Below are 16,305 nucleotides of genomic sequence, written 5' to 3'. Positions count from 1 at the left end.
TTGTCTAATTAAAGTATCTTGTTTCATGGCGCCAGCATTGCGAAAAGTAAGCGACAAAGGTAAGGTGTCAGCATCATAAGCTGTGCCTAGCGCAACCATGTCAGAAATAGAATTAAAATTTGTAACGGGTGACAATGCCCACCATGCGTTTACTCAACGTGTACTTCCTCTTTTCGAAAAAAACACTATTCAGGTTAACTCTCATCGTGAAATGCGTCTTGAGAACGACTATTACGATACAGATAAGCTCGATTTTCAAAACAATAAAATGGGCTTTCGTGTTCGAGGTAACAATGGTGAATACGAACAGACGCTAAAGACTAACGGCGTGGTCAGCGGTGGTCTGCACAGACGCATGGAATACAATGTGAGTCTTGATAATTCAAGGCCCGATCTTACGCTATTTGAAGCCAGCGCTTGGCCTCAGGATTGGGATGTGGCGGCAAAAAATACGTGTCTATCTAAACAGTTTAGCACTCATTTTACTCGCAATGCCTATGTGGTTAGTGTGGGTGAAAGTGTGGTTGAGATCGTGCTGGACTGTGGCGAAGCAAGTACAGAAAAAGCCAGTTCCCCAATCAACGAAATAGAGCTTGAGTTGATGTCAGGCGATATCAACAGTTTGTTTACGTTGGCGGTGCTAATAAACGACAACATGCCGGTACGTCTTAGTGATGTATCAAAAGCGGCGCAGGGATATCAATTACTTCACGGTTTTAACGCTAAAGTTCGACACCTGCCAGATTTCCTTGCGCTTGAAGATACAACCACCACGGAAGAAGCGTTTAGCCACGCGGTTCAAACTGCATTGGCGCATTGGCAGCACCACGAGCATGTGTTTTGCGAAAGTGGCTCAATAAAAATGCTCGCAGAAGTCGCCAAGAGTGTACGCTTGTTACTTCAAAGTGTGTCGCTTTACTTGCCGGTTCTGCAGTGCCCTGAGCTACTCGCCCTGCATAAAAAGCTGGTCACTCATGCGCAAAAGTGGGGCTGGCAAGACGACTTACAAAGTTTGCGTTATTTGCTCTCTAAAAAGAGCATGTTTAACAAAACACTCAGCAAATATCCTGCAATAGTAAGCTATCTGCAAGGACGACAAACAGGTTTAATGCAGGCTCATGAGCCTGAAAAGCTGTTTTTCGACAACGATGCCACAGACATTAAGCTGCACGCCATAAGTCTTATTCAGAATAAGCCGTGGCAAAAAGTCGCAACGGGTTTTGACCATCCGGTGCTTGATCACGCAAAAGGCTGGCTGTCGCAAGGTTGGCAAACTGTGCAGCAAAGCATGCCGCTAAGTAAAACCATGGGGCCTGCCAATTACAGTGCTGTAGAAGTGATGCTTAGGCAGACATTATGGAGTGGATTTCTGCTTGGTGACTTGTTTGTAGAAGAGCGGGGTAATTTTCGCGCGCCGTGGTTAGATTTGCTCACTGGTATTGATGAACTGAATGCGCTGCTTATGTTAAAGCAGTCGATAGACGACGCCGAAGTAGACTCCCATGACGAGGTGCGAAAATGGACGTCAGAAAAGCTCAGTACATTAATTCGTATTATGGAACGAACACGCACAGTGGCTATGCAACGTGAAATCTATTGGTAAACCATGTCAGTAGATACGTATTGCGTTAGCAAATTTTTTCCAAGGAAGAAGGGCGGTAATGACTTCAAACTACTATGACTACTTTCTTTATTCGTTATTGGGCGTTTACTTGTTCTGTTTTGCGCGCCTGCTTTTTCAGAAGGTTAGTTTAAGCAGCATGCGCTGGTTAGTGGGGGCATTCGTCTGCTGGCCTCTATTCATGCTAGATGAATGGTTGCGAATAGCACATGCGACGTCATTGGCAGCTTTGTATGGTTTGTCAGATGTGTTTGCTGTTGTTGCTATAACCTGTTGTTATCGAGCCATAAAACCTATGTTACTAGCACACCCCACCGCAAGAAAACGGTTGTGGTGCCCGACAGTGGTGACGGCGTGTTTTCAGTGCACCGTTTTGCTTATTCCAGTGGATGACAAACAACAGTGGCTTTCAGCGTCACCTACTGGCGAGCCTTTGTTGCTATGGCCTGCTTATTTTGCCTCGCTGTTAACCGGTTTCAGTGTATTGCTGATTGGCATTCTTATCACCGAGCATATTCAAATGTATCACAGGCATTTGCCTGAGCAGGCCGTAGACATTAAAAGCTTAAAAATGCCTAGGCTTGCCGGTGTAATGGGAAGTATGGTTGGCGTAGCCTTTATGAGTATTCTACTTGTTACCGCCGCGACCTTTGGCTTTTTTCCCGTCTCCTTTTGGGAAAGCTTGCATCATTTAATGATTGGTTGTGCGCTGTTGGTCGTTCTGTTTTCATTAACCTTTATTCGTCGCACTGCACCATCGCCCCTTGACTACGAACGATTAGACGAAGGTAAGGCGACGCCATACGAAATAAGCAGCATCATTTCTAAAGCTGAGCGCTATACCATCGAATCGAAAGCTTACAAAACCCGTTTCCTAACGCTTGGTGAATTTTGCCAAGGCGCTGATATCGACCCCACATCACTGGCCATAGCTTTGCAGCTTACTGAAAAGAAAAACTTTAGACGGTTTATTTTTCACTACCGATTGGAATACGCAAAAAATGTACTGCTTCGCAGCGACGCTAAGCTTGAAGCCGTGGCAAAACGCATGGGCATAAATTCAGAAAAGTTTTTGAGTGAGTATTTGGTCAAGCACTTAAAGTCTGGCTCTTAAAAATAACAGAGATGTTTTACCGGGTGCTTACGCCTTTAAACTACAAACATGAGCCATCAACCTTCACCCACCAAATGCATTGCGCAGTATTTGATGAGTGAAGGTTTTGCGCAAATAAAAGCCTCTAGGACGAGTTTTAATACGTTGGCCCTCTGGTCCTAATGCATCGGTAAGCACTTTGCCGTTAGCCGCTTTGGGGCGAATATGAAGTGCCTCACCTTGTCGAGAGGTAATCGATTCCACCTGTCCCGTAGCAATTTGTTCTACCAATTCTTCCCAATCGTTTCTGAGAATTGCGTCTTCATCCTCATTTGGACGCCAATAAAACCCCGTCGCCACGCGCCTGTGTGCTAATGGAATGGCTCTGTCGCCTTCTATGGGTAGCCATAGTACTTGCTGTAGCTTGTTCCGAACATTTGAGGTTTCCCACGTGATCCCCGGCGCCATTAAAAGCGGCGCAAAACAAACATATGTGGTTTCTAATGGTGAAAAATGAGCATCGATGGGAATGGTTTTAAGTTCTATGCCTAACTCGGGGAAGTCCTGCTGCGGCTTTGACCCTGCGCTTGCGCAAAGCCATTTCTCAATAAGCATGCCCGGCCACCCTTTGTGGCGCTGTAAATTGGCAGGGATGGCAACATTGGCCATGTCCGCCAGTTCTCCTAGGGTTAAACCTGCAATGGCGTGACATCGCGCCAAAAGGCTATCTGGCGAAGATGGAGGCGATGAAGGAGGTTGCATAAAGGTGGTTAATTTCCTGTTTGAAAGCGAAGGCGAACATTAAGACTATGATTGGAGCATAGTTTGTGGAAGAATGAAAACATATACAAGTATAGTGTGCCCGGGAGTCTATGTGATAGATGCCGATGGATTCCGTGCGAATGTGGGCATAGTGATTTGCAACAAAATGGGTCAAGTATTTTGGGCAAGACGTTATGGTCAACATTCATGGCAGTTCCCTCAAGGCGGAATTGATGAAGGGGAATCTGCTGAACAAGCTATGTACCGCGAGCTTCACGAAGAAGTAGGGCTGACACCGAAAGATGTCACCATTTTAAGTGTTACCCGTAACTGGCTTAGATATAAGCTACCAAAGCGATTAATTCGACAAGGCAGCAACCCTGTTTGTATAGGGCAAAAACAAAAGTGGTTCTTGTTGCAGCTAGATTGCAACGAGCGCGACGTTAATGTGCTTAAAACAGGCCATCCTGAATTTGATGACTGGAGGTGGGTAAGCTACTGGTATCCTATTAGAAATGTTGTATCGTTCAAACGAGATGTATACAGACGAGTTATGAAAGAGTTCTCGCCGGTAGTTATGTCTGTGCAACATCGACCTCAACAGCGCCAAAATGTAGCCCCGCACAAGCGTGGTAAAAAGCGCAGGCGCGGTTAAGCCGCTAATGGGAAATGTGTGTAAGGTGGCAGAGATGTTAAAGGTGTCAAAGGTGGCGATGTGCAACACCAAGCGACGAGCAAACTGTGATTACACAAGGATAAAACGGTGAGCCCTCAGAGCCAGCAAGGCGCTATGTTAACTACATTAAAACGTATCGTGCAGGAAATGAATCAAATTCCTGCACTTGATACCGCTTTGTTTAGGCTGGCTACACGTGTAAAGCAAACCCTCAGCGTTGACTCCTGTTCTATTTACCTTGCCGATTATGACACGCAAGAATTCATTCTTAAAGCGACTGACGGTTTGCATCCCGATGCAGTAGAGCAGGTACGCATTGGTTTTTCAGAGGGGCTTATTGGTCTGGTTGGCCAACGTGAAGAACCACTGAATATTGTTAATGCTCACAACCACCCACGATTTAAACACTACCCTGAAGTAAAAGAAGAAAGTTATAATGCTTTTTTAGGTACGCCCATTATCAATCAAAGGCGTGTTCTTGGTGTTATTACCCTTCAGCAATCACAAATGCGGCGCTTCAGTGAAGACGAAGAAGCATTTTTAGTCACTCTTGCTGCACAGCTTGCGTTAGAGATTACTAATGCTGATATACGCGGCGCATTGACACTCTCTAACTCCACCGACAACATTGCTCGGCAAAAAAATGTGCGTGGTATTGCAGGCTCGCCTGGTTTAGCTATCGGTATCGGCGTATCTCCAGATAAATCGATTAACCTCAAAAACTGGGTAGTAAAACGCACACAGTCGCCGCAAGATCAAATTCAGCTTTACCGCAAAGGTGTTGAGGTAACAAGGGGGCATGTTGACGCCCTGTCTCAGCGATTGGATGACGGAATCCCCGATGACGTTAAATCCATTTTCCAGCTGTACCATCACCTATTAGATGCCAACAGTCTAGGGCGCGAAGTAGAAGAAAAAATTCGCCAAGGTTGGGATGCTGCATCGTCGTTGAAAATGGTTGTAGAAAGCTATGCCGCGCGCTTTCAGGCAATGGAAGACCCTTACATGCAAGAGCGAGCTATCGATATCGTCGATTTATCAGACCGTATCTTAGCTAATATTTTGTATGAAGCAAACGGGCAAAAAATCGCTGAAAAGGCGGTGACCGAAGCCAGTATTCTCGTTGCCGATGAAGTGTCAGCCCCAATGCTTGCTGAGTTTCCACGAGACAAGCTGAAAGGCATTATTTCAATCCGCGGCTCGAACAACTCTCATGCAGCAATCTTAGCAAGGGCCATGGGCGTACCCGCCGTAATGGGCTGTCAAAATGTCACCCCAGCGCTACTTGAAGATAAAGAAATACTGCTTGATGGTTATTCGGGCGAAGTCATTATTTCGCCAGAGCGCAACATTAAGACTGAATTTATTCAGCTTATTGAAGAAGAGTCAGCCATTGCGGAAAAAATCGACGCTGAGGCTGATAAACCTTGCGAGAGCGTAGATGGCTGTAAAATGTCACTATACATCAACGCGGGCCTCTCTGCTGAAGTGGAACTGAATGCTGAACAAATTGGAGCTGGCGTTGGGTTGTATCGCACAGAAATTCCGTTCATGCTGCGCGAGCGTTTTCCATCAGAGCAAGAGCAAGTACTGTTGTACCGTCAAATACTTGAGGCGGCACCTTCGTTACCCATCACCATGCGTACACTCGATGTGGGGGGCGATAAACCACTGCCTTATTTCCCAATTAATGAAGAAAACCCATTTTTGGGGTGGCGTGGCATACGTCTTACACTTGACCATCCAGAAATATTCTTGGTTCAGGTTCGCGCAATGCTTCGGGCAAGCGTAGGGCTAAGCAACCTTCAAATTATGCTGCCCATGATATCTACGGTATCTGAAGTGCAGGAATCTAAGCGCCTTATTAATCAGGCGTTTTATGAGATATCTGACGAAATTGCAGAGTCTGGACAAAGCCTGATTAAGCCAAAACTGGGTATTATGCTTGAAGTGCCGTCAGTACTTTATCAGCTACCTCAGCTGGCCAAGCATGTCGATTTCTTCTCAGTGGGCAGTAATGACTTAACCCAATATCTATTGGCGGTGGATAGAAATAACACGCGAGTGGCGGGGCTTTATAATAGCTATCATCCTGCCGTTTTAGGGGCGCTATACGATGTAGTTCAAAAAGCTAATCAAAGCCAAGTGCCAGTGACTATTTGCGGTGAAATTGCGGGTGAGCCTGCTGGCGCTTTACTGTTGATGGGCATGGGCTATCGCCGATTAAGCATGAACGGCTTTAACTTAAGAAAAATAAACTGGCTTATTAGAAAAGTCACGCTGGATGAATGTAAGAAGCTACTATCATTGGCACTCACCTCTGTAAGCCAAGAAGAAGTTTTTGTGCACTTGAATCAATATCTTGAAACTAAGGGCCTAGGGGGCCTTATCCGAGCAGGTGCTTAAAAAATGGACCCATTTTTAGTAATTATTGTCAGCTGTTTGATGTTGGGCTCTGTGGTTGGAATTCTGGCGGGAATGCTAGGTATTGGGGGCGGTTTAATTATCGTACCTGCGCTATCATACTTACTGATTCATTTTCTGGGCATGACTACCGAAACAGTTATGCCTGTCGCTATCGCCACTTCTTTATCGACCATCATTTTCACTGGCATGTCGTCGGCTTTAGCGCATTATAAACTGGGTAATATTCAAAAGCATATTGTACTATACACAGGCTTAGGCATCGCGTTTGGCGCAATCGTTGGTGCACAGGTGGCAAGTCATATTTCTGGCGAATTACTTAAAGATGTGTTCGCTGTACTGGTTATTTTGATTGCGCTACAGATGATATTTGGTAAGCAAAAAGCCTCAGAAAATGACGCATCAAAAGGTACGCTTGCGACTGTTGGTGGTGGAGCTGGCTTACTAAGTGCACTTATGGGGATTGGTGGCGGTGCATTATTGGTGCCTGCGTTAGTATGGTTTCGTGTTAATGTACGCGCGGCAATTGGCTGTGCCGCTTTTTGCGGGCTGGTTATTGCCGTTTTTGGTACCACAAGTTTCGTTGTAGCTGGGTGGGGTGAGATAGATGTACCAGAATACAGTATGGGTTATGTTTATCTGCCTGCTACAGCTGGTATTGTTGCAACCTCTATGTTTACCGCAAATATAGGGGCGAAGCTTGGGCAGCGAGTAAATGTACGCGTGTTGAAAGCGATGTTGGCATGCTTACTTGTTTTAGTAAGTATCAGAATGATCTTAGGAATTGAATAAAGTAATGGAACAGAGCAGTTATCTGGTATTTCCCAGTATCGATCCCGTTATCTTCAGTGTCGGTCCGTTAAGTGTCCGCTGGTACGGCCTTATGTATTTGGTCGGTTTTATTGCCGCATACTTGCTGGCACAAAAGCGTCTTTCACAGACTAGCTGGAGCCGTGAGCAGCTAAGCGATCTGCTTTTTTGGAGCTTTGTTGGCGTGATTTTGGGCGGCCGCATAGGCTATGTGCTTTTCTACCAGTTTGGCATGTTCTTAGATGACCCTTTGTATTTATTTAAAATTTGGGCAGGTGGAATGTCTTTCCATGGCGGCTTGTTAGGGGTGTTGACGGCGCTTTTCTGGCGCGCCAAATGTATGAATACCACCTTCTTGCGATTAGGTGATTTTGTTGCGCCATTAGTACCCATTGGCTTAGGTGCCGGCAGAATTGGCAACTTTCTTAATGCCGAGCTTTGGGGACGCACAACGGACGTACCTTGGGCCGTCATTTTTCCTAATGCGGGTCATGTTCCTCGGCACCCGTCCCAGTTGTACGAATTTGCTCTTGAGGGCGTACTACTCTTTATTATCCTATGGCTTTATTCTGCCAAAAAGCGTCCAGTAGGGGCAGTAAGTGGCTTGTTCTTACTTGGCTATGGAAGCTTCCGATTTATTGTTGAGTATTTCAGAGAGCCCGACGCACATATTGGCTTATATCAAATGGGACTAAGCCAAGGGCAACTTCTTTGTTTACCTATGATAGCTTTAGGAATAGGATTAATAGTCCGTGCTTACATGCGCGGAAAAGACCATGTTGAACAGCAAAAAATATAAGAATAACGATGAAAGAATATCTCGCTCTAATGCGCCATGTACGTGATACGGGTGTGAAAAAGGAAGATCGAACTGGTACAGGTACGTTAAGTGTATTCGGCTATCAGATGCGTTTTAATCTACAGGAAGGTTTCCCTTTGGTGACAACGAAGAAATGTCACCTTAAATCAATCATTCACGAGCTACTATGGTTTCTAAAGGGCGAAACAAATATCGCTTATTTGAAAGAGCACGGTGTGAGTATTTGGGACGAGTGGGCTACCGAAGAAGGCGAGCTTGGCCCGGTTTATGGTCATCAGTGGCGTAGTTGGGATCGTGGTGACGGTACATCGGTAGACCAAATTGCCGAAGTGGTTGAGCAAATCAAAAGCAATCCAGACTCTCGCCGACTTATTGTTAGCGGCTGGAACCCTGCGGTACTCCCTGATACTAATTACTCTCCTAAAGAAAATGCAGCGATGGGCAAGCAAGCACTGCCCCCCTGCCATACGCTTTTCCAGTTTTATGTGTTAGACGGTAAGCTTAGCTGCCAACTTTACCAACGAAGCGGCGACATTTTCTTGGGCGTTCCTTTCAATATCGCAAGCTATGCTTTATTGACAATGATGATGGCACAAGTGTGTGACCTAGAGCCCGGCGATTTTATTCACACGCTAGGTGATGCGCATTTGTATTCAAACCATCTTGAGCAGGTAGAGCTACAGCTTAGTCGCGAACCGTTTGCGCGTCCAACTATGGAAATTAACCCTGAGGTTAAAGACATTTTTGGGTTCTCTTTCGACGATTTTACGCTTAAAAACTATCAGTCACACCCACACATTAAAGCCCCTGTAGCTATTTAAGGAGTTACCATGAGTACTCCGATATTGATTTGCGATGACTCAGGCTTCGCAAGGCGGCAAATGGCGCGCAGTTTACCTGATGGTTGGGATGTCGATATTTCGTTCGCCGAGAATGGCGAACAAGCCCTTGCTCTTATTCGAGAAGGCAAAGGCGACGTGGTGTTTCTCGACTTAAACATGCCAGTAATGGACGGTTACCAAACCATGGAGGCTATCCGTCAACAGGACCTACCGTGTTTAGTGGTAGTGGTCTCTGGAGATGTTCAATCACAAGCGCGAGAAAAAATGCTTGCTCTTGGGGCTTTGGATTTTATTCGCAAACCTATCGATAACGAAAAGCTTAGTCACATCTTAGCCTCTTACGGTATTTACAGCGGGGAGAAACACGCTTCTGGTACGCGGTTGCAAAAAGTCCAGCATGAGTCGGGTAACGCTCAACCCAATGCTCAAACAAGCATAGAAGATCAATTAGATGCATGCCGCGAAATGGTGAATATTGCCATGGGACGTGCTGGAGAAAATCTTGCTGCGTTGCTCGGTGAGTTTATCGACTTACCCATACCAAACGTAAACCTAATTGAAAGCAACGAACTGTCCATGGCGATTGCTGAGATTAATCGTAGCGACAGTGTTTCAGCGGTTTCGAAAGGGTTTATTAGCGAAGGGATAAGCGGTGAGGCTCTGGTTATCTTTAATGATACTAACTCACAGAATATTGTAGAGCTATTAAAGTATCCCCCGTCTGCGTCTTCAGATAAGCTCGCTCTTGAGGCACTCATGGATGTTTCAAACATTCTTATAGGCGCTTGTTTGAACGGTTTGTCAGAACAACTTAATGTTGCCTTTAGCCATACGCATCCTGTTTTGCTAGGGCAGCATCAAGGGTTATCAACCCTATTGAGCGATAATGTACAGCGCTGGGGAAAGTTGATGGCCATTGAAATTGGCTATGCGATCAAATCAAAGGATATCGCTTTTGACCTATTACTACTGTTTCCTGGCGATGCAATGAATCACATTTACGCCAGGTTGTTCGATGACGGCTTAGTAACACAGGACCAGGAAAGTCTATGAATGCTTCAACTGATATGAGCAATGCTGGTGCGCTTATTGACTCATCGTATGTACCTGCTGGGTTACTTGATTCAATCGAAGTTGGGATTGCGGTATTAGATCGCAATTTCAACGTGCAAGTATGGAACAAATTTCTAGAGAACCATGGTGCCAAGAAAGCTGAATCTATTATTGGAAACAGCTTGTTCTCTCACTTTCCTGAAATTGAAGAAAGGTGGCTTAGAACCAAAGTTGATCCTGTGTTTAACTTAAAAAGTCCAGTGTTTATTATTTGGGAGCAGCGACCCTACTTATTTAAATTCGATTGTAACCGTCCGGTAACTTGCGCTGCTGATTTTATGTATCAAAACGTGACTATGTTCCCAATTGTTGACCAGAATGGCCATGTAGAGCGGTTCTGTATGTTAGTTTACGATGTAACTGAACAGGCGCTTGGTAAGCTTGGTATGGAACATCTGAACGAAGAATTGAAAACCGCAAGCCGAGTGGATGGTTTAACAGGCTTATTTAACCGCCGCTATTGGCAAGAACGCTTTGATGAAATGCACAAATTGTGTGTTCGGCGAGAAAAACCTAGCACTGCACTTATGTTAGACATCGACCACTTTAAGCGCATTAATGATACCTACGGTCACCAGGCAGGCGACAAGGTGATAAAAATGCTTGCCGCTTTGATCAAGCGTTGTGTACGTGAGACTGACCTAGCCGGGCGTTATGGCGGTGAAGAGTTTGCCATTATTCTTAACGACTCGTCCGTTGAAGATGCAAAGGCGGTGGCAGAGCGTATTCGTCAACTCGCACAGCGTTTGATAGTGGAACACGATGGTGAGTCGATAACCTTCACCGTTAGTCTTGGCTTAGCGCAATTCTCGTCCGATTTTAAGGGGGCAATGGCCTGGCTTGAATGTGCCGACCAAGCCCTTTACCAAGCCAAAGAAAATGGCAGAAACCAGTACCGCATTTACGTTTAGACCAGAACGTCCTTTAGGATAGCGCAAGGCGCAAGGTGTTTCTAAGTTCTTGAAAGGTAACCGGCTTTACAAGGTGATAGCGAATGCTCGCTTGCAGTGAAGCCTCTTTATCGTTTCGGTGGGCGTTAGCGGTAAGGGCTATCACAGGGAGGTTAGGGTGCCCTTCTTTCATTATTTTTGCTACTTCCAAGCCGTTAATATCTGGAAGGTTAATGTCGAGCAATACACAGTCAAAGACGGTTTCGTTAGTTCGGCTAATGGCATCGTCGCCAGTGTAGCTCACAGTTACATGGTGCCCCATACTTTTCAGCATGTACTCTACCATTTCTGCGTTAATCGGCTCATCTTCAACAACTAATATGTTTGCCTTGGCTACATCTTTTATGGCTTTTGTATTGTTTAACGTTAGTTGATGAATGGCATCTACAAACCGGTTTCTGTCGATAGGTTTAACAAAACTCTGATATATGGGTAGCTCGCTGTTGGCGATAATATTTGCAATATCCGGCGTTGCCGATAATACGATGACCGGTGGCACTCGCTCTCCGTAGATAGCGCGCAGTGTTTTCACCAGTTCAAGTCCATTCATCCCTGGCATATATAAGTCGGCAATGATGCCGGAGAATTGAAGCAGTTCTTCGTGAAGGTTCAAAAGGTTGGCGCCAGACGAAAATGTTCTTACACTATACCCTTCCTTAGTAATAATGGACTGAAGGTGAAGCCTTGATATTTCTAAATCGTCGACAACCGCGAATTTGGCATTTGAAGGGGTAGATGACACCGATGGTGAATCTTCTAGAGGCTTAATAGGCAGTGATATTTTAAATTCCGAACCGACGCCGACGGTACTATTAACCTGAAGAGTACCGCCAAGTCCATCAATACTACGCTTGGCTACTGATAAGCCAATTCCTGCACCAGGGTAGCGCTGACTTTGTGAATGCTCCCCCCGGTAAAAGCGCTCGAACATATGCTTCTGCGTATTATCATCAATGCCGATGCCGGTGTCATTAACGGTGATTACTAAGAATATTCGTTTATTTTTTACTAAGGTTGTGACGGTTACATCAATAAGCCCTGTAGAAGTAAACTTTACCGCGTTATCGAGTATATTCACTATGACTTTGGAGAGAGCAATAGGATCGGTCTCTGCATGGCTAGGTACGCTATGACTGCAATGCATATTGAATTCAAGCTTTTTGTCTTTGACTCTAACCGAAAACGGTGAAATACACTCGTCTAACAGACTGATTAAATCTACATTCGAAAGCTGAAGGTCATCCTCTACGTGGTTATTAAGTATATCAGTAAGGTTGTTTGTTAAATTTAGTAACCGGTAACTGGACTGCTCAGCTTGCTGAATCAATCGAGTACGCTGTTCTTTCAAATTAGGAATAAGCTCCAAGGCACTAATAATGGCGCTAATGGGGGCTCTAAATTCATGGCTGATAAGTTTCAAAAACTCTTTATTTTGCAAATCCGTCTGATCATCTGCGATTGCCAGTCTCAGCTTTGATTTATGTAGTTTTCGCAATGGCCTTTTGACTGAGCTTTTGTAAAAGAGCCATACAAAAAAGTACCAAAGCACCAAAATAATCACACCCAATAGTGTGGTAAGAAGTTTTTTGTGTTGCAGTGACTGAATCCGGCTTAACAGGGCGTTTTCTTCTGCTTGTAAGGCCTTTAAAAGCGGAAGCAGGCTAAAGCCATCTTTTTTAATGTAGCGAACTTTCTCTGAGTGTGGGAGTTGTAGAAGCGTGTGAAGCAGTACTAGCGTTGTTTTTAAGGTTTCTTTCGCAGAGGTGCTTTCTAGGCTGGTCGTTGCTTCGCTAAAAGCAGTGTCAGAAAGGGGAGAAATTGACTCGTAAACGCCACCTTCTTTTTGTATATGTTGCTGTAACCCTTGAAAAGCAATTTGTAACTCATACTCTAAAGCAGTGCGGATGGGGTTTGCGTCTTCATCACGAGTGTTGAGTTTATGAATTCTATGCTCAGAGGTAAGCAGCATGTTCCGAAGCTCACTTTGCTGATTGAGCACGGTAATAAAAGACTGTTGCTTGCTCATTAATGCCAGCAAGATTGAAATAATAACGATGCCAAACAACAAGGCCGTCGCATTCACTTTAGAAAAAGTAAATGCGACGGCGTTGCACAATGTCTTCCGCTGTAGCTTAGTAGCATCGTTTGGACTCAACTTTCTTCCTTGCAAGTTAGCGATAGTTGTCTTCTATAAAGGTAGGCAACTAACGCTAACTTGCAAGGAAGTGTCGTCAAATTAATTGGAAGAAAAAAAGAATAGAGCCGTTTAACTATGACGTTTCAACGCGTTTAATGTGATGCCTAATAGCGTATAAAAAGCAAAGGCTCGGTATTACCATAACCGCCGTTAAAATAAAAAATAAGCTCCAGTTTCCGCTCAGGCTATCCACAACCAAGCCACTGCTAGAGGCGACTAACGTCCTCCCCGCAACGCTGAGCGAGGCCATAAGGGCATACTGAGTGGCGCTAAAAGCACGATTACATAGAAGCGATATAAAGGCGACCATAGCTACAGTGCTCCATGCTCCTGTAAAACCGTCTACAATGACAGTAATGGCTAACAGTGACGTAGAAGGCCCCGTTTGCGCAATGAGCGCAAACAGAAGGTTTGAAGCCGCCATAGCAACTCCCGCAATCATCAGCCCTCGATAAATACCATAACGGATATTGACTAGCCCACCTAGTAGTGAAAAGACGATCGTCACCCACCAGTTAAGAAGCTTTGAATAAGTGGCAATATCGCTATTTGAAAATCCGACCTCTTTGTAGAACACAATGCTCATGCGGCCTAAAAAAGCTTCACCAATTTTAAAAAGGAAAATGAATAATAAAAATGAAGCTGCCAGCTTGATGCCATTTCGACTAAAGAACTCAGAAAATGGCGTAATAAGCGTTGTTCTCAACCAATTGATCACCGCAGAGTTATTTGCATGGGCATTTGTTATTCGGCCAAGCAGGGCTTCTCTATCTACGCTTGGTTCATTGGCAAAGCAAGTCGCACAGGCCAATAAAGCCATGATAGCACCCAGTAATAGGTATATGTTTGGCCATGACCACGACGTTAGATCTGCTAAAAAAAAGGGAATAGCACCAAGGCCACCGTAACCTGTCCACCAACCGGCGGTCGCCATCGATGAGGCGGCTGACATACCGTCTTTATCACCTTGTTCAATACAGTCAATCCGAAAGCCATCAATAGCAATATCCTGGGTAGCAGAGGCAATGGCAATCAATAAGCCGATTAATGCAACGTAAAATAAATCATGGTCAGCGTTGAGTTGTGACATGGTTAAGCACAGTAGTACGACACAGCTTTGCATCAAAAAAATCCAGCCTCGTCGCAGCCCTAATAGTGGGGGCTTGAGTTTGTCGACAAGAGGAGACCATAAAAAGTTAAATGAGTAAGTAGCGAAGATGATGCCAAACAAACCAATAGCCGAACGCGATAACCCTTCATCCTTTAACCATGCTGATAATACCGAACCAATCATGATCCAAGGAAAGCCACTGGAAATGCCTAAAAGAAAAATGGTTAGGTAACGTTTGTCATTGAACGTTTTTAATGCAGTTAGCAATACTTCGACCTTTGGCGTTAACTCAAAAGTGTATTGAGCCATGAACCACGGTGTTTAGCAATAAAACTGTGAAGGGGGATTGGTATAATTACCGCGGTTAGGTAAGAGAGATTTAAGGGCGGATACCCACGCAGTCTAGAGGACAGTGCCCTAGGCCTTCAAGAAAATTGACGCAATTAGTAAGCTCATCAACAAGAAACTGGTCTTTCGTCAATTTTTCTTCATTCCAGTAATGCACTTGGTGAAGCAAATGCCAAAATACACGTTCCTTCTGCGTGTAAGGCTGTGTTAGCGTGCATTCAATTTGTCCCCATTCTTCCATGCTATCCCAAAAGAATAGTTCGATTTCCTCGATAGGAAGCTCTCCCTGCCAAAATGCCCTCAAATAGAAACACAGCTGTTTCGCTTTGTTATCTACAAAATCCTGAACATTCACGAGTAACTCAACCGTCTTTGTCTGCTTAAATTAGTATAGTCCATTACATCGTTACCAATGACTGCAATAACCCGTTATTTGCCTTATTGTGGGTAGGTCACTGTTTTGGATGTTAATTTAGCGTAATCTCAAGAAGCAAGAATTACCAGCCTAGATGCCGTGTCCAGCCTATGGTGCTATTTGCAACCATTTGAATATTAGGTGTTTTTTCAATTTCTTTTATACTAAAGGTTAAAGAGTTATTTGGAATAATAACTTGCCTGTAGTGTAACTTCAGTTTATTTTTTGCTCTAATTTTCCTTTTCATAGTCGTGCTAGTCTCCCAGTCATTAAAGTTGCTGAGAGATAGGTCGAGCACTGGGAAGCTCGCTTTCGCTATAGTGTCAATTACTAAGTTGTTTGTAGTTTCCTCTGGCCAAAACGGCGAAATAGCCACAAACGTGTCAGGTTGTAAATCAGGCTGTGTTTCTATAGAAGACAGGTAAGCGGTAGCAAGCATGCCCTGCGCGATGACCATGCGATAGCCTGTTCTATTCTGTAGATAATTGTCTAGGGCATTAAGCTGTAACGCTAAGGCTGTGGTCGATGTTTCAAAGTTGAGGTACTGCGTCAGTTGGTTACTTCTAGGGTGAATGACTTTCGCTGTATCAGTTGATGGCGAGGCTCCCTCTGTCAATATTTCGCTGTCCTGTTCACCATTGGGTTTGGCGGTGGTCGAACTTACGGGCATGTTGAAAGGGCTTATAACGACATTCCAGCCTTTCTCTGCAAGCATATTTGCTAAGCTATTTCCTTGTGCGAGGGTAAGGCTCGATGGAAAAGGCTCTGTGAGCACAATGGCAACACCCAAGGGAAGCGGTGTTTTTGCCTCAACTTCAATGATTGGGGCTTCCAATTCGCCTACCATAAGGGCTTTTACTTCACCTGGCAGATAAGCATTTTTTACGTCCGTAAAAAAGTCGCAATGAGCCGTCATAGGCAGCAGCGAAACAATCAATGCAAAGGTTAAAAGGAGAGCGTGCCTCTTCATAAAAAATGGTATGCCTTTAACTATCACCTTGATACGGACAGTTGTGCCAGCATCAAATCAGTTTATAAACGAACTCGTTCTATTAAGATTATCGGCAACGTCCTTTAAAACTAAAATAATGTTGTTTAATTAAGGCCGAGACGCATTAAGGGG

General features: G+C 44.7%; 14 protein-coding genes. 9 read left to right on the top strand and 5 right to left on the bottom strand.

Translation table 11 applies throughout. From position 1 onward, the window contains the following. Window positions 1-97: 97 nt before the first annotated feature. Window positions 98-1,603, top strand: coding sequence for a CYTH domain-containing protein (locus ACX5KA_RS16810; RefSeq protein WP_039217486.1), 1,506 nt, complete (start codon window positions 98-100; stop codon window positions 1,601-1,603). A gap of 58 nt (window positions 1,604-1,661) precedes the next feature. Next, the gene (locus ACX5KA_RS16805) at window positions 1,662-2,735 is read left to right on the top strand and encodes a helix-turn-helix domain-containing protein (protein ID WP_039217483.1); all 1,074 of its coding nucleotides are present in this window, start codon (window positions 1,662-1,664) and stop codon (window positions 2,733-2,735) included. Window positions 2,736-2,798: 63 nt separating this feature from the next. On the opposite strand, the gene mutH is transcribed toward ACX5KA_RS16805, so the two are convergent. Further along, window positions 2,799-3,476, bottom strand: coding sequence for a DNA mismatch repair endonuclease MutH (gene mutH, locus ACX5KA_RS16800; protein WP_458731706.1), 678 nt, complete (start codon window positions 3,474-3,476; stop codon window positions 2,799-2,801). A gap of 112 nt (window positions 3,477-3,588) precedes the next feature. Between mutH and rppH the strand changes: the two genes are divergently transcribed. The 7 genes from rppH to ACX5KA_RS16765 all read left to right on the top strand — a co-directional run bounded on the left by rppH (window position 3,589) and on the right by ACX5KA_RS16765 (window position 11,072). Continuing rightward, entirely contained in the window at window positions 3,589-4,131 is a 543-nt protein-coding gene (gene rppH / locus ACX5KA_RS16795; protein WP_039217478.1) for an RNA pyrophosphohydrolase, read from the top strand. A 135-nt stretch (window positions 4,132-4,266) separates the two neighbouring features. Continuing rightward, the gene (gene ptsP / locus ACX5KA_RS16790) at window positions 4,267-6,558 is read left to right on the top strand and encodes a phosphoenolpyruvate--protein phosphotransferase (protein WP_039217514.1); all 2,292 of its coding nucleotides are present in this window, start codon (window positions 4,267-4,269) and stop codon (window positions 6,556-6,558) included. Between the two features lie 3 nt (window positions 6,559-6,561). After that, entirely contained in the window at window positions 6,562-7,368 is an 807-nt protein-coding gene (locus ACX5KA_RS16785) for a sulfite exporter TauE/SafE family protein (protein ID WP_039217475.1), read from the top strand. 4 nt (window positions 7,369-7,372) lie between these two features. Next, window positions 7,373-8,185 carry a prolipoprotein diacylglyceryl transferase gene (lgt, locus tag ACX5KA_RS16780; RefSeq protein ID WP_039217472.1) on the top strand — a complete coding sequence of 271 codons (813 nt, stop codon included), beginning with the start codon at window positions 7,373-7,375 and terminating at the stop codon, window positions 8,183-8,185. Between the two features lie 8 nt (window positions 8,186-8,193). Beyond that, window positions 8,194-9,027 (top strand): thymidylate synthase, encoded by an 834-nt coding sequence (locus ACX5KA_RS16775; RefSeq protein ID WP_039217470.1) that lies wholly within the window; start codon window positions 8,194-8,196, stop codon window positions 9,025-9,027. A 9-nt stretch (window positions 9,028-9,036) separates the two neighbouring features. Next, window positions 9,037-10,101 carry a response regulator gene (locus ACX5KA_RS16770; RefSeq protein ID WP_039217466.1) on the top strand — a complete coding sequence of 355 codons (1,065 nt, stop codon included), beginning with the start codon at window positions 9,037-9,039 and terminating at the stop codon, window positions 10,099-10,101. After that, the gene (locus ACX5KA_RS16765; RefSeq protein ID WP_084081756.1) at window positions 10,098-11,072 is read left to right on the top strand and encodes a sensor domain-containing diguanylate cyclase; all 975 of its coding nucleotides are present in this window, start codon (window positions 10,098-10,100) and stop codon (window positions 11,070-11,072) included. Before ACX5KA_RS16770 ends, ACX5KA_RS16765 begins: the two co-directional genes overlap by 4 nt. Window positions 11,073-11,085: 13 nt before the next feature. Here the strand turns inward: ACX5KA_RS16765 and ACX5KA_RS16760 are convergent, their stop codons facing one another. From ACX5KA_RS16760 to ACX5KA_RS16745, 4 genes are all read right to left on the bottom strand, one after another. Further along, window positions 11,086-13,266: a response regulator gene (locus ACX5KA_RS16760; RefSeq protein ID WP_458731705.1), complete on the bottom strand. Its 2,181-nt coding sequence runs from the start codon at window positions 13,264-13,266 to the stop codon at window positions 11,086-11,088. A 115-nt stretch (window positions 13,267-13,381) separates the two neighbouring features. Continuing rightward, the gene (locus ACX5KA_RS16755; RefSeq protein WP_458731704.1) at window positions 13,382-14,728 is read right to left on the bottom strand and encodes an AmpG family muropeptide MFS transporter; all 1,347 of its coding nucleotides are present in this window, start codon (window positions 14,726-14,728) and stop codon (window positions 13,382-13,384) included. A gap of 70 nt (window positions 14,729-14,798) precedes the next feature. Further along, on the bottom strand, window positions 14,799-15,122 hold the full coding sequence (locus ACX5KA_RS16750) for a hypothetical protein (protein WP_039217459.1): 324 nt from the start codon (window positions 15,120-15,122) through the stop codon (window positions 14,799-14,801). A gap of 142 nt (window positions 15,123-15,264) precedes the next feature. Further along, window positions 15,265-16,152 carry a DUF3530 family protein gene (locus ACX5KA_RS16745; protein ID WP_039217457.1) on the bottom strand — a complete coding sequence of 296 codons (888 nt, stop codon included), beginning with the start codon at window positions 16,150-16,152 and terminating at the stop codon, window positions 15,265-15,267. Between the last annotated feature and the right edge of the window lie 153 nt (window positions 16,153-16,305).

The organism is Alteromonas alvinellae, from assembly GCF_902705805.1.
Note: the sequence above shows the minus strand (reverse complement) of the source record. Positions and strands in the feature narration are given on the sequence as shown.

What these genes read in the sequence shown, in the direction of transcription:
- ptsP (WP_039217514.1), top strand. Translation starts at nt 4,267, where the DNA reads ATGTTAACTACATTAAAACGTATCGTGCAGGAAATGAATCAAATTCCT.
- ACX5KA_RS16755 (WP_458731704.1), bottom strand. Translation starts at nt 14,728, where the DNA reads ATGGCTCAATACACTTTTGAGTTAACGCCAAAGGTCGAAGTATTGCTA.
- ACX5KA_RS16770 (WP_039217466.1), top strand. Translation starts at nt 9,037, where the DNA reads ATGAGTACTCCGATATTGATTTGCGATGACTCAGGCTTCGCAAGGCGG.
- mutH (WP_458731706.1), bottom strand. Translation starts at nt 3,476, where the DNA reads ATGCAACCTCCTTCATCGCCTCCATCTTCGCCAGATAGCCTTTTGGCG.
- ACX5KA_RS16745 (WP_039217457.1), bottom strand. Translation starts at nt 16,152, where the DNA reads ATGAAGAGGCACGCTCTCCTTTTAACCTTTGCATTGATTGTTTCGCTG.
- ACX5KA_RS16810 (WP_039217486.1), top strand. Translation starts at nt 98, where the DNA reads ATGTCAGAAATAGAATTAAAATTTGTAACGGGTGACAATGCCCACCAT.
- ACX5KA_RS16785 (WP_039217475.1), top strand. Translation starts at nt 6,562, where the DNA reads ATGGACCCATTTTTAGTAATTATTGTCAGCTGTTTGATGTTGGGCTCT.
- lgt (WP_039217472.1), top strand. Translation starts at nt 7,373, where the DNA reads ATGGAACAGAGCAGTTATCTGGTATTTCCCAGTATCGATCCCGTTATC.
- ACX5KA_RS16775 (WP_039217470.1), top strand. Translation starts at nt 8,194, where the DNA reads ATGAAAGAATATCTCGCTCTAATGCGCCATGTACGTGATACGGGTGTG.
- ACX5KA_RS16805 (WP_039217483.1), top strand. Translation starts at nt 1,662, where the DNA reads ATGACTTCAAACTACTATGACTACTTTCTTTATTCGTTATTGGGCGTT.
- ACX5KA_RS16765 (WP_084081756.1), top strand. Translation starts at nt 10,098, where the DNA reads ATGAATGCTTCAACTGATATGAGCAATGCTGGTGCGCTTATTGACTCA.